The sequence below is a fragment of the Asticcacaulis sp. AC466 genome (assembly GCF_000495815.1).
In the GTDB taxonomy this organism is placed as follows: Bacteria; Pseudomonadota; Alphaproteobacteria; order Caulobacterales; family Caulobacteraceae; genus Asticcacaulis.
The window spans coordinates 168,894-181,634 of sequence record NZ_AWGE01000007.1; the positions used below are offsets into that span (position 1 = coordinate 168,894).

General features: G+C 57.8%; 17 protein-coding genes. 5 read left to right on the forward strand and 12 right to left on the reverse strand.

The features are described from left to right. Positions 1-11: 11 nt before the first annotated feature. From AEAC466_RS31275 to AEAC466_RS31295, 5 genes are all read right to left on the reverse strand, one after another. Entirely contained in the window at positions 12-758 is a 747-nt protein-coding gene (locus AEAC466_RS31275) for a tetratricopeptide repeat protein (RefSeq protein ID WP_023457745.1), read from the reverse strand. A 139-nt stretch (positions 759-897) separates the two neighbouring features. Beyond that, positions 898-1,701 (reverse strand): 3-methyl-2-oxobutanoate hydroxymethyltransferase, encoded by an 804-nt coding sequence (gene panB, locus AEAC466_RS31280; RefSeq protein WP_023457746.1) that lies wholly within the window; start codon positions 1,699-1,701, stop codon positions 898-900. 69 nt (positions 1,702-1,770) lie between these two features. Next, positions 1,771-2,193 carry a hypothetical protein gene (locus tag AEAC466_RS31285; protein ID WP_023457747.1) on the reverse strand — a complete coding sequence of 141 codons (423 nt, stop codon included), beginning with the start codon at positions 2,191-2,193 and terminating at the stop codon, positions 1,771-1,773. After that, positions 2,190-2,777: an RNA polymerase sigma factor gene (locus AEAC466_RS31290; RefSeq protein ID WP_023457748.1), complete on the reverse strand. Its 588-nt coding sequence runs from the start codon at positions 2,775-2,777 to the stop codon at positions 2,190-2,192. The genes AEAC466_RS31285 and AEAC466_RS31290 overlap by 4 nt, the downstream gene beginning before the upstream one ends. Before the next feature lie 34 nt (positions 2,778-2,811). Continuing rightward, complete coding sequence (locus AEAC466_RS31295; protein WP_023457749.1) at positions 2,812-3,192, reverse strand: DUF6249 domain-containing protein; 381 nt, start codon at positions 3,190-3,192, stop codon at positions 2,812-2,814. 262 nt (positions 3,193-3,454) lie between these two features. On the opposite strand from AEAC466_RS31295, the gene AEAC466_RS31300 reads away from it, so the two are divergent. Together AEAC466_RS31300 and AEAC466_RS31305 are read left to right on the forward strand one after the other, a co-directional pair. Beyond that, entirely contained in the window at positions 3,455-4,054 is a 600-nt protein-coding gene (locus AEAC466_RS31300) for a PadR family transcriptional regulator (protein ID WP_023457750.1), read from the forward strand. A 1-nt stretch (position 4,055) separates the two neighbouring features. Continuing rightward, entirely contained in the window at positions 4,056-4,859 is an 804-nt protein-coding gene (locus AEAC466_RS31305) for a siderophore-interacting protein (protein WP_023457751.1), read from the forward strand. Here the strand turns inward: AEAC466_RS31305 and AEAC466_RS31310 are convergent. Next, entirely contained in the window at positions 4,856-5,206 is a 351-nt protein-coding gene (locus AEAC466_RS31310) for an arsenate reductase (protein WP_023457752.1), read from the reverse strand. The two genes, AEAC466_RS31305 and AEAC466_RS31310, sit on opposite strands and share 4 nt — an antisense overlap. A gap of 85 nt (positions 5,207-5,291) precedes the next feature. On the opposite strand from AEAC466_RS31310, the gene AEAC466_RS31315 reads away from it, so the two are divergent. Then, positions 5,292-5,474 carry a DUF6496 domain-containing protein gene (locus tag AEAC466_RS31315; RefSeq protein ID WP_023457753.1) on the forward strand — a complete coding sequence of 61 codons (183 nt, stop codon included), beginning with the start codon at positions 5,292-5,294 and terminating at the stop codon, positions 5,472-5,474. A 44-nt stretch (positions 5,475-5,518) separates the two neighbouring features. On the opposite strand, the gene AEAC466_RS31320 is transcribed toward AEAC466_RS31315, so the two are convergent. After that, positions 5,519-6,466 (reverse strand): alpha/beta hydrolase family esterase, encoded by a 948-nt coding sequence (locus tag AEAC466_RS31320; RefSeq protein ID WP_155913563.1) that lies wholly within the window; start codon positions 6,464-6,466, stop codon positions 5,519-5,521. Positions 6,467-6,636: 170 nt separating this feature from the next. Here AEAC466_RS31320 and AEAC466_RS31325 point away from each other — a divergent pair, with 170 nt between their 5' ends. After that, positions 6,637-7,428 carry an IclR family transcriptional regulator gene (locus tag AEAC466_RS31325; RefSeq protein WP_031238524.1) on the forward strand — a complete coding sequence of 264 codons (792 nt, stop codon included), beginning with the start codon at positions 6,637-6,639 and terminating at the stop codon, positions 7,426-7,428. Between the two features lie 47 nt (positions 7,429-7,475). Here the strand turns inward: AEAC466_RS31325 and AEAC466_RS31330 are convergent, their stop codons facing one another. Continuing rightward, positions 7,476-8,405 carry an alpha/beta fold hydrolase gene (locus tag AEAC466_RS31330; RefSeq protein WP_081714591.1) on the reverse strand — a complete coding sequence of 310 codons (930 nt, stop codon included), beginning with the start codon at positions 8,403-8,405 and terminating at the stop codon, positions 7,476-7,478. Positions 8,406-8,699: 294 nt separating this feature from the next. Here AEAC466_RS31330 and AEAC466_RS31335 point away from each other — a divergent pair, with 294 nt between their 5' ends. Further along, positions 8,700-9,050: a response regulator gene (locus tag AEAC466_RS31335; protein ID WP_023457757.1), complete on the forward strand. Its 351-nt coding sequence runs from the start codon at positions 8,700-8,702 to the stop codon at positions 9,048-9,050. 16 nt (positions 9,051-9,066) lie between these two features. On the opposite strand, the gene AEAC466_RS31340 is transcribed toward AEAC466_RS31335, so the two are convergent. From AEAC466_RS31340 to AEAC466_RS31355, 4 genes are all read right to left on the reverse strand, one after another. After that, positions 9,067-9,336, reverse strand: coding sequence for a hypothetical protein (locus tag AEAC466_RS31340; protein ID WP_023457758.1), 270 nt, complete (start codon positions 9,334-9,336; stop codon positions 9,067-9,069). Between the two features lie 122 nt (positions 9,337-9,458). After that, positions 9,459-11,006, reverse strand: coding sequence for a glutamine-hydrolyzing GMP synthase (gene guaA, locus AEAC466_RS31345; RefSeq protein WP_023457759.1), 1,548 nt, complete (start codon positions 11,004-11,006; stop codon positions 9,459-9,461). 3 nt (positions 11,007-11,009) lie between these two features. Beyond that, positions 11,010-12,332, reverse strand: a complete 1,323-nt coding sequence (locus tag AEAC466_RS31350; RefSeq protein WP_023457760.1) for an RsmB/NOP family class I SAM-dependent RNA methyltransferase — start codon at positions 12,330-12,332, stop codon at positions 11,010-11,012. 9 nt (positions 12,333-12,341) lie between these two features. Further along, entirely contained in the window at positions 12,342-12,734 is a 393-nt protein-coding gene (locus tag AEAC466_RS31355; protein ID WP_023457761.1) for an MAPEG family protein, read from the reverse strand. Positions 12,735-12,741 lie beyond the last annotated feature (7 nt).

The following is a 12,741-nucleotide window of genomic DNA, read 5'->3' on the forward strand; positions in this document are numbered from 1 at the left end:
GGCCGGCGGGTCTATTGAGCAGGCATTTGTTGCATTTGCGCGCCCGGCTGCATCTGCGGCATGACAGGCATCGGCGCTTCGGGCAGTTTGACCAATGCCTGGGCCGTGGTGATGGCGCCCGAATCAATAGCGGCCACGAAGGCAGAGGCGCGTTGCTTGACACCGTCCGGCGTTCCGAGCGTCACCGACAGGACCTGCAGATCGGACCGCGCCCCTTTGACGTCACCCTTCTGCAATTTGGCCATGGCCAAGGCTTCCTTGGCGAGCGCCGAATAGGGGCGTCCCTCCTTGGTTAGCGGCGTCAGGCGCTTTTCGATATCTGCATAGGGCGCTGTATCCATGGCCAACAGGGCGGACTTGAGCGCCGCGCCGTCGCTGATCATGGGAATGCTGGTGGCCTTGGCCGCCAGATCGAGATCCTTGATAGCCTCAGGCGCGTTTTTGTCGTCGAGCGCGATACCCGCCAGATGTTGATAGGACATAGCCGTGTATGTCTTGTTGCCCACCTTGGCGGCCTCTTCGAATTTCGTCTTGGCGACAGCCTTGTCGCCCTTGGCCAGCGACTCTATCGCTGCCGCATAGATTTCCGACGCCTTTGTCGATGCGCTATTTTGCCAAGCGCCGTAACCGGCGACAGCCAGCGTGATCACCAGGGCGGCGACCAGTACACCGATAACCCACGGCAACGCCCGCTTGACGATGGACGCCCATTTGTCGGCGCGCAGGTTCTCTTCGGTTTCGTCAAAAATATCGCTCACAGCGAATCCTTATCATCTCGTCTTCAGAGGAAGCGGAAGTGCTTCAATTCGGCGCGAAACTAGCCGCTGGCTATCGTTAACGCAACCGGATACAGTCGCGCTGGGCACGCGCTTCCCCCAAAATCAGTTCAAGCCCTACTTATTTAGCAAAATATGTCTCTTCTGGGGCGGGAAAGCTGCGGTCCCTGACATCTTTCGCATAGGATTCAACGGCGGCGCCAATCTGGGTGCGCAGGTCGGCATAGTGACGAACAAACTTTGGCGTCCAGTCGAACAACCCCAGCATGTCATCGGTCACCAGCACCTGGCCGTCGCACGCGCTCGATGCGCCGATTCCGATCGTCGGCACCGACACCAGGCGCGTAACCTCCCCTGCCAGGTCAGCCGCCACGCCTTCCACCACAATAGCGAACGCGCCGGCATCGGCACTGTCCTGCGCTTCCTTTATGACCTTGGCACGCTCATCTTCCGTGCGCCCCTTGGCCTTGAAGCCCCCCTCGACGTTTAGCGCCTGCGGCCGCAGACCGACATGCCCCATGACGGCGATGCCGCGCAAGGTCAGGTAGCGGATGGTTTCAGCGACGGTCGGACCGCTTTCCAGCTTGACGGCCTGCGCGCCGGTTTCCTTAAGCAGCCGAACTGCGTTGGCGAACGCCTGCTCTAGGCTGGCCTCATATGAGCCAAAGGGCATGTCAATGACAACGAAGGCCGTTTTCGACCCACGCATAACCGCCTGTCCGTGCAGAATCATCATCTCCATGGTCACGCCGATGGTGTTGGGCAGGCCGTGGACCACCATGCCGAGGCTGTCGCCGACCAGCAGGATGTCACAGTGCGGGTCCATGATCTCCGCCATGGGCGTGGTATAGGCAGTCAACGAAACAAGCGGGGTCTGTCCCTTGCGCTTCTGGATTTCAGGTGCTGTCAGGCGTTTGGCGCGCATCGGCGCGGCTTGGCTACTCAATTCGGTTTTCTCCGTCTGGGGCGATTTTCAGACCGGCAGACGCCGGACTCAAATCGCTTCCTCTTGGCTATAGGCGTAATACAGCGCCAGACAGACTAAACATAGGGAAAAACTGACCCAGAAGAAGAAGGGCGTTTGCATGAGGTTCAACGTATGCGCTGACGACTCGAACAAAGTCATCGCGCGCACACGGAGGACATCGAGAAACTCGACACCGGCGCGCAGGGTCTGATCCGTTTCGACTCGTGCAATATGCGCGCCGGCCACGGCGCGGTCGCCGATCGTCCAGTTCGGCAGGCGAACAAATTGTGCCAGCGCGTACAGTCCGCCAATAAAGCCCGCCAGAACCACGAAACCCTGGCGCAACCACAGATTGACTCTTAGCTTACGCATAACGCGCATCTGGAATGCCGGCGCGTCATCATAAGCCGGGACAGCGGTGAACAGGTCTTTGATATCGTTATCGTTCATGTTCCGGTCTCCATCACTGGATTCGGGTTTGGGTCTGAATTGGGTGACAGGATAACCTTCAGTTGATCCAGCGCCCGTTTGATATGACTTTTGACCGTCCCGAGCGGAATTTTCAGTTCGTCGGCGATATCCTGATGCGACAGGTCGCCACTAAAATTCAAGGTCAGGCACAGCCTTTCGGCGGGTTTGAGACGATTGAGAGCGGCATCGAGGTTATGAGCGCGGAAATCATCGCTCCCGGTCGTTTCCGGCGCGTACGGTGTCATATCGTCGGTCAGCACGTACTTCTGGTTGGCGCGCACCTTTTTTAGGTACCGTCGCGACGCTATCCGCTTGATCCAACCGGCAAACGGCCCATCGAAGCGAAATTCCGCCAGATGCTCATAGGCGCTGATAAACGCCTCCTGAGCCATATCGTCGGCATCGGCCCCTTGAGCCCCCATCCGACGCAGATGCGTGCGCACGCCCGACCCATGCCGGCGCACCAGTTCGGCGAAGGCCAATTTGTCGCCGCCAAGACACAGGCGTACGAGATCGACATCCGATTGCCGCGTCAGATCAAGCTTTTCGCTTGTCAGGCCCATCTGCGTTTACGTCTCCGGGTTGCCGCAGGCGGGCTTAGTTTTTACGGCTGCCGATGATCCCAAGGATCAGAAGCGCCACACCAATAAAGCCGGGGATCGCGGCGATACCGGACAAGCTGCCGACCGTCCAGCCGTGACCGGCGGCATCAAGAACAACCAGCCCTGCGGCGATCGCCATCAGAATAAGCCCCGCCCGAAGATCGTTTGCCGGCGTCTTAGGTTTTTTCTGCAACGTCTTCAGACTTTCCAGAAACTCCGGCGGCAAGGTGTCGCTCTTTTCGATCGCCATGCGTAAGGTCTTTTGCTTCTCCGCATTGCTGCGGAAAATAAAGAAGAAAATAATGCCGACGATAAATACCGGCATTCCCAAGGCCAAGACGACGGCTACGATGCCTGTAATGCTATCAAAATCCATGTGAACTCCTGTGTCGATTTGCCCGACGGTCGATTTCCAGTTCCGGTCTCATCCGGTCCTTTGCAGATAAGAGGCTTCGGACCCGCATTTCGGATGCAGGGATTCGGATTAAGTTTTCGTAATGCAAATTATTTATCCGCCCACTTGAAAACGATGCATTTTAGATATATCTAGATTGTACCGAGGTGAGGCTAGTTGCTATTTATGTACGCGCCAAATTTCGATATATCTGGTTACACACGAATTATATATGGAGACTCTTATGAGAGGCTTTTTTCACCATCGCGGACAGGGTGCTTGCTCTGACCGCAATTTCAGCCATCGCGACGGCTTTGGTCGCGGCTTCGGAGGTTTCGGCGGCGGGCGCGAAGCTTTTATGGAACGTTTCCGCGGCATGCGCGGTGGCCGCGATGGTCGTGGCTTTGGCCACGGCGGTCTTCGTCTGGTTTTGCTCAAGCTCATCGAAGAAAAGCCAAGCCATGGCTACGAACTGATAAAGGCTGTCGAAGAACGCTTTAACGGCGCCTACAGCCCCTCCCCCGGTGTCATCTATCCGACTCTCAGTTGGTTAGAAGACGAAGGCTTCATCACCATTTCGCCCGGCGAAGATGGCCGCAAGTCCGCGCAAATCACCGATGCAGGCAAGGCCTTCCTGACAGAAAAGGCGGATCAGGTCGCCGAACTGTTTACCTTGATGGACGGCCAGAGCGGTGAGCACGGCGACTATGCTCCGCTGTACCGCGCTATGGGTAATCTTAAGGCATCGCTTAAGGCGCGCGGTATGAAGCCTATGGACAAGACGGAAATCGAAGCCGTTGTCGACCTGCTCGATGACGTCGCCAAAAAAATCGAAAGGCTCTGACATGGATACGGTGATTGCAAAGGAAACGGCGGGCCGTTCGATCACGCGCGTTCGCTACGAAACCCGATTGCGTGAGTTGACGGTGACGGCGATACAGTCCGTCACCCCTCACCTCATCCGCGTCACCCTCAGCGGCGATTTCGAAGGGTTTCAAAGCCTGAGTTTCGATGACCACGTCAAATTGTTCTTCCCGGATCCCGTGACCGGCATATTGACCTTGCCGGTGATAGGGGCGCCTTCGCAGGCCGGCCCGAAGCCGGTGGCCCGCGATTACACGCCGCGCTGCTTCGACGGCCAAAGCCTGGATATCGAGTTTGCCGTCCACGAAGCCGGACCAGCAACACATTGGGCGATAAATGCGGACATTGGGGATACACTGCATATAGGCGGGCCGCGGGGCTCAAACCTGATATCGCCCTTATACGACAACTATGTGCTGATAGGCGACGACACCGCGCTGCCCGCCATCGGGCGTCGCCTGGCCGAGCTGCCCGCCGATAAAAAGGTGTGCGTACTGGCGGAAGTGGACAGCCAGGATGATCGCCTGAGCTTCGAGACCCAGGCAGACGCGACAATTCACTGGGTCTACCGTCAGGCGGCCTATCCAAACTGCTTGAATGACGCCCTGAAGGGCTTGCATCTGCGCCAAGGCGACGTCCATGTCTGGGTCGCTTGCGAAAGTGCGCAGGCGAAACTAATACGCCAGCAACTGATCGAAGATCACGGTGTGCAGGCCCGTGCTATAAAAGCTTCGGGTTACTGGCGCCGCGGCGACGCGGCTACGCACGACCGCATAGACGCTTAGCGGAGGCGATCAAGCAGAGCCGCATCCGGCTTGAAGCCCGCAACAATCGTATCGCCGCGTTCGAAAATCGGCCGTTTGATCATCGAAGGCTGGCGGATCATCAGGCTTATGGCCTTATCTTCGGTCAGGTCCTGTTTATCGCTATCGGGCAAGGCCTTGAAGGTGGCACTGGCCCGGTTCAGCACCTTTTCCCAACCGATTTCGCCCGACCAGCGCTTGAGTGTGTCGGCATCCACACCATCCGTTTTGTAGTTGTGAAATCTATAGGCAACACCGTTGCTTGCCAGCCAGTCGCGCGCCTTCTTCACCGTGTCACAATTGGGAATACCGTAGAGGGTCAGGGTCATGACTAAGTCTTCAATTCAGGCGAATGGCATTTTTATGGGAGCGGATGTCTAATCGCTGCGGGGCTAAACTTCAAGGAGCATAGACATGCAAAAGGAAACACCCGCCCAGAAGAAAACGGTCGAAAATGTCATGCACGACTACAAGTCAGGCGACTTGACAAGCGGCAGCGGCGATAGGGTGAAGTCACGTAAGCAAGCCATAGCGATCGCCATGCATGAAGCAGACATCCCGAAAGAGAACGATAAGAAAAAACGCCACCAAGACTAAGCATTGAGATAAGGCGCCCCCGGTGGCGCCTTTTTCTTTGCCTCTTATTTGACGCGGCGGTACTTCGACAGGAAGGCCCACATCGCATCATTGTCCACCACCCATGTATGTTCGCCGCCAACCGTGATACGGCCTACGACATCGGCATCGCCTCGGCACCCGGAATAGCGCTCTTCATACACCATCGGCGAAATCCATGTCGTCACTGGCGCCGCCTTACAGCCATTCAATGCCGCCCAGCGTTGCTCAGCGGCGTGCATGGTGTATTGCCAATAGCCCGAGCCGCCACCCTGGATTGGATTGGTCGTATCGGCATCGCCGGCAAATGCGATGAGCGGAACGGGCTTAGACGGCCGGCAAGTCGCCGGGTCGGGCCGTTTGGGATCCGATTTTAACGGATTTCCGGCCCGCAGACCGACGACCGGCGCTATGGCGGCGAAGCGATCTGCGGCAACACAGCCCAGCCACGACGTCATACGTCCGCCACCGGATAAGCCCGACGCATAGACCTGCTCACGATCAACGCAACCTTCGTCGGCCAGCCAATCTATCGACGCCTTGATAAAGGCGACATCGTCCGCATCTTTCGGCCCCGGAACGACGCCGGTCACGGTCGGTACACCGGGAATGTTCCACACAAATCCCTTATCCACAGGAATGCCACCGTCCGGCGCCGCCACGATAAAGCCGTAGCGGTCAGCGGCTTCCGTCAGATGAGAGAGTTTGAGAATTCGTGCACCGTCGCCACCGCTGCCATGAAACACAAATATGACCGGCGTCGGCGCCGTCGGATTGAACCCGCTAGGCAGGTGCACCAGCATGGTCCGCCCCGTCTGTCCGACCGCAATCCGGCCGGTCGTCCCCGGCGCGGCTATGCCGCAACTGGCCGCCTGAACAGCGGAGCTCCATCCCAGAAGCAATATCAGGCCCAAAAGCAGTATCGAAGAAGCGCTCCATAGTCCTAAGCGGTAAAACAGGCGACTGTCAGTCATGATGTCCGGGCTCATTGATTAATGGATATGATTATATAAACCGTACAAAAACAAACAGCCAAATTAAAGCGGCCATCTCATCGCACCTGACAGTCCCCAGGCGGGGAGGCTTCGCCCATTCAGCATAGGTGGAAGTTGATAGCCTGTCCTTTTAAATGTATGGCATTATCATGATAAAAAAGACAAAAGACGCGACGGACGGATCCCCCCAGGAAACTTCAGTCAAAGCCCATACCTACTCTGCGCCTGCGCTTGAAAAGGGCTTCAACGTTATTGAGCTCCTCGCGGAACATCCTCAGGGGCTGACGATTTCAGAAATAGCCACCGGGCTCGGGCTTTCCATGAGCGAGATTTTCCGCGTCATCATGGTTATGGAGCGGCGGGGCTGGCTGAAGCGAAAGGCCGGGGATCGTCTGAGAGTCGCCACGAAGGTCCTAAATCTGGCCTTCAAGGCCACGCCGGCCGAAGAATTGATTCAAGCCGCTGCGCCTCTCATGCGCGAACTCGTCCAGCGGGTTGAACAGTCTTGCCATCTCGTCATTGGTAATGGTGATCGGGGTCTGGTCGTTTTTCGACAACAAACACCAGGCCCCACCGTTTTCGCCGTTCGCGTCGGTACGGAAATCACACTCGAAGGCAGTTGTTCCGGCCACGTCCTCCTGGCTTTTAATGCCATTGACCTAGACCCAGATCTGGCTGTCGCCGCGCAAAACGGTCCTTTGAGCGCGACACTGCAACGCGTTCGGGCGCGTGGCTTTGAGATGATGAAAAGCACCCGAACACTTGGCGTAACGGATTTAAGTTATCCCATTTTCGACGGTCAGGGCCACGCGTTGGCCGCCCTCACCATTCCCTTCCTGCAGCTTGTCGACGGCACGCAGACGGTCGACAGCAAAGAAGCACGTATCTGCCTTCAGGAGATCGCCTTGCGACTATCCGACGAGCTCAGCGGCGCACGATAAATCCGCTTAAGCTTGCCAGGGCCACTGAGGTCAACTTCCATTAACTACTAAGCGCGCATTGCTTTCCAAGCTTGACGTAAAGGGTGCGAGGCCAGTAATTCTGCCGGCAGCGCGCGATCGCTGCACCACTGCCTCACCGTTGCGGCGAAAAGGCCCGGCAGTTCCGCAGGCCAGCCATGCCCCGCATTCGGCGCCCAGCGCGCTATGGCGTTGGGAAGCATGTTGGCCAGCAATGCCGTTGAATTGTGGACGAGGATGTGTTCGCGCTCTCCGGCCAAAAGAAGTGTCGGCGTTGCGATGTCGGCAATATTGGCCGGTGTCGAAAACCGGCTTGCGTCGCGACCGGCCGAAATAAAAGCTTGTCGCGAAACTTGCCGGAGCGATTGGCTGTACCCTTCGAGCTGATCCGTCGGGATATTCAGCGCTTTGGTATTCATCTTGGCGCCGAAGCCGGTCTTGAGTAACGGCGCCATTAGGTAACTTAGCAGGTCCATGAACCACAGGTTTGGCAAGGGCAGCACGTTGATACCACTAAGTATGCTATGGTCAACGCAGGCGGCATGACGAGACATGAGCGTGAGGCCGACATAGGCTCCGAGTGACAATCCGACAACATGGACACGCCGCCCCGGTAATTGCGCGCGAATAATTTCGGCTACCTTGTCAGCAGCATCGTCGAAGGACCGCCAAGGAACGGCACTGCTCAGGCCGTGCCCTGGCAAATCGATACAAAGGCTGTAGAAGTCTGGCAGCCGGGTCACCTGATCTTTCCACATCCAGCTGCTAGTTGCCATTGCATGGAGGAAGACAATAGCGGGTGCTTGGGGATTGCCCGTTGCGTGGCCATGAAGCATAGACGCGACCCTTATGATGCGTCCTGCGGCCAATAGACCGGGACTGGATTTTCCTGTTCGTCGAAATAACGAAGCAAGCGGCATATCGGACAAGGCAGGTGCTAAAATCAGCCATTGATCCATCGGCAAAATAGAGGCCCGCCACAACCCGCGAATTTGCGCTAAGCCGTCATAGCATGAACCTGCGGCACATGTGTTGCATTTCACTTTGGGCCGACTGCGACCAGGGGCAAATGCCGCCGGGGATTTACGCAGCGATAAGGTAACCTATTTCGCAGAATTAACCTTGCCGACCGCGTTTTGTCACATGGCGATGATATAGTGGACACATAGTCGCTTTCAGGTGTCCCCGTGCCCTTCCCCTCCCCGCAACCACTACCATCTTCCCCGGCAGCGAAGCCCTTTCGCGTCCTTGTCGTGGACGACAATGTGGATGCAGCAGAAAGCATCAAATCCGTTATCGAGGATTTTGGCTATGTGGTTCAATCCTGCTGGAGCGGCCGCGATGCGCTGAACGCGGCTCGAACCTTTCTACCTGACGTTTTATTACTCGATCTGTCGATGCCGGATATGGACGGGTTTGAAGTGGCGCAAGTCCTGCGTTTGGACAAAACGCTTTCTCGTATGAAAATCATCGCGCAAACCGGCTTTAGTGATGATGACAGTCGGCGCCGTACCGCCCGATCGGGCTTCGATCTTTGCCTAAGCAAGCCCCTGAGCGTCGATCGTCTGGACAATATGCTGATGATGTTGCGCGCGGCGGCGTGATCAAAGCTCGTCCAGTTTATGCCGGTTCTGTCAATGACGCCCGTCGTAGCGCTGTCGGCAGAGAGAGTTCCTGTTGTCGCTTCTGCTGAACGGCAAGCTCAATAAGCGGACGAATGCCGGGCTTTAAGGCGATTGTTACAGGCGACAGGTCTGCAGTCAGATAGTAGGCACTGTCGAGCTCGTTATTCAGAACGACCGACCAAACGTCGTCCGGTAATCCAAGTCCGCGCTTCAAAGGCTCGGTAATGTACTTTCGCTCAAACACGAATTCAGGATTGAGGGCCATGTTCGTTTTCCAGTCTGAAGATTTCGTCACACTATCAGAAAACTTTTAAACCGCCCACAGGCGTTTCGAATCAGTCGAAGGTGACCTCATTCTGATCGTCCTTTTGCCGCCGCTCGTCCCCTCTATTCCCACTCGATTGTGCCGGGCGGCTTGGAGGTCACGTCATAGACGACACGGTTGACACCCCTCACCTCATTGACGATCCGGGTGGCGCAGCGACCAAGGACCGGCCAGGGAAATTCGTAGAAATCGGCCGTCATGCCGTCCGATGACGTCACCGCGCGCAGGGCCAGCACATCTTCGTAGGTGCGCGCATCGCCCATGACACCGACCGTCTTGACCGGCAAGAGGACCGCAAATGCCTGCCAGATGTCATTGTAAAGGCCCGCCTTGCGGATTTCATCGAGATAGATGGCGTCGGCATCCTGCAAGGTCTTCACCTTTTCCGGCGTGACTTCGCCGGGAATCCGAATGGCCAGGCCCGGCCCTGGGAAGGGATGGCGGCCAACAAATTGCTCACTGAGCCCCAGTTCGCGACCAAGAGCGCGCACCTCGTCCTTGAACAACTCGCGCAACGGCTCGACCAGCTTCAGCTTCATATAGTCAGGCAAGCCGCCGACATTGTGGTGCGACTTGATGACCGTGGATGGCCCGCCATGCGGTGATACGCTTTCGACGACGTCCGGATAAAGCGTCCCCTGAGCCAGGAACTCCGCACCGTCGATCTTGGCGGCTTCTTCGTCGAACACATCGATGAACAGCTTGCCGATCGTCTTGCGCTTGACTTCGGGGTCGGCAACGCCCGCCAGGGCGCCCAGGAACTTATCCTGCGCCTGAACGTGGACGAGCGGAATATTGTAATGGTCGCGGAACAGCGAGACGACCTGTTCGCCTTCATTCTTGCGCAGCAGACCGGTATCAACGAAGACGCAGGTCAGTTGTTCGCCGATGGCTTCGTGGATCAAGACGGCCGCAACCGACGAATCGACGCCGCCGGACAGACCGCAAATGACCTTACCGGTCCCGACTTGCGCCTTGATGCGTGCCACCATCTCTTCGCGGAAGGCAGCCATCGACCAGTCGCCAGTAAAGCCGGCGATTTCGAACAGGAAGTTGCGGATCATGTCGGTGCCGCGCCGGGTGTGCACCACTTCCGGGTGGAACTGCACGGCGTAAAAACGGCGGGCTTCATCGGCAATGGCGGCGAAGGGCGCGCCTTCGGAGGTGGCAATAACGTCGAAACCTTGCGGAATGGCGGTCACGCGATCGCCATGGCTCATCCAAACGGTTTCCTTGGCTTCTAGCCCCTTGAAGATCGGAGAGGTCTTTACGACGTCGATTTCGGCCCGGCCGAATTCGCGGTCGTGCCCGCTTTCGACCTTGCCGCCCAGCAGTTCGCACATCAGTTGCTCGCCGTAGCAGATACCGAAGACGGGTATCCCCAAGGTGAACAGTTTGGCGTCGATGCGCGGACCGGCATCAATGACGCTGTGGGGCGATCCAGACAGAATGACTGCCTTTGGACGCAGGCTGTCGATCTTGTCAGCGGCCTTGGTGAAGGGATGAATCTCGCAATAGACGCCGCATTCGCGGACGCGGCGGGCGATCAACTGGGTGACCTGCGAGCCAAAATCAATGATCAGGAGGGTTTCGTGGTGCGGCAAAGCCATGTCTTACTGGGTCCGTGTATAGGCGGCAATAAAGAAGCCGTCGGTCTGGGTGGTATGCGGTGTCAGGGAAAGGCGGTGGCCGGTTCGGGCCAGTTTGGTGAGACGCGCGGTGTGATCAATGTATAGCCCGCCACGTTCGAGCAGGGTATGGATCGGCAGGGCGTCAAAGAAGGGATGCGCAGCTTCAAAGGCGTCGGCGGTGCGGGCGTTTTCGTCGTCCAGTACTGAGCAGGTGACATAGACCAACCGGCCGCCGATTTTGACGCATTGCGCCGCACGGTCGAGAATCTGTGTTTGAAGCGTATGCAAGGCAGAGACCTTATCTTCGCTTAGCCGATGCGCCTCTTCCGGGTGACGTCGCCACGTCCCCGAACCCGAACACGGGGCATCGACCAGAACCAGATCGGCCCCTTTCAGCACGTCAAGCTGCGCCGTATCGTCCGGGTCGAAGAAGTGCATGAAATGCGCCGATGCGCCCGCCCGCAGAAGCCGCGGCTCAATCGCCTTCAGGCGCTTTTCAACCACGTCACAGGCATAGATCTCGCCCTTGCCGTCCATCATCTGGGCCAGGGCCAGGGTCTTGCCGCCGCCGCCGGCACAAAAGTCGACGACCTTCGCGGCCCCGGGCAGAAGTCCCGCCCCGGCGATGAAGGCCGCCAGTTGCGACCCTTCGTCCTGAATTTCGATTTGGCCGCTTTGATAGATGTCGAGCTTGACCAGATTGGGCGGCGGTTCGGCGCTCAGACGAATGCCACACTTTGAAAACGGCGTCGGCTCCGGCGACAAACCGTCGGCTTCCAGAGCTTCGATCATCGCTTCGCGCGTCGTCTTGTTGCCGTTAACGCGCAGGTCTATGGGGGCGCGCGGCATCATCAGGGCGGTTGCTTCGACCGGCCAATCGGCACCAAACTGGGTTTCGAAACGCGATACGACAAATTGCGGCAAGCCGGTTGTCACCCAGGCCGGGGCTTCGCCCTCACCGCCTGCCAAACGTTCGCGTTCGGCCGGGCTTAAGGCCTTGGGCCCATACCCTTCGCCGCTAAACAAGACTTCGATCTCAGGGACGGACATCCCATCAACGAGCGACAGGGACGCCAGCACAAGCGCACGTCCCGCCCCGCGTTCATCCGCCTGCATGGCCCATAGCAGGCGTTGCTTGCCACGAAGGCAGCGATAGACGCGGTCGGCTATGGCGCGGCGGTCTTTTGATCCCGCGTAACGATTAGCCTGCCCCCATTGCTTAAGCACGGCTTCGGCAGTCGCACGCGTTCCCGACAACTGATCGAGGATCTCAATAGCGGCTTGCAGACGGGCAGCAGGGGTCAAGTCAGGTCCTTAGGTAAAAAGCGTGTACAGGCACAGGAGAATGCCAATCAGAGAAATGATCCAGGCCAATGATCGCACACCGGTTACGGCGAAGGCATAGAGCGGAATATAGGCGACACGCCCGGCCAGGTACAGCCGTGCCCCCCACATCGACAGGTCGGACGACTTTCCAGCGAATGCCAGGGCAATGACAATAACCGCAAAGAACGCAAAGGTTTCCATGAAATTGCTGAACGCCCTGTTCAGGCGTCCGGCCATCGGTCCGGTGTCAAACGGCGTATCCCGCGGGCCGGCATTCCATTGGGCGTAGCCCTTGCGCGACATGGCCGCAATGGGAGGCAACCCGACCTGAACTATGCCCAGCACGGCGGCAAGGACCAATATCCAAAGTTCATGAGTCATGTTGCGT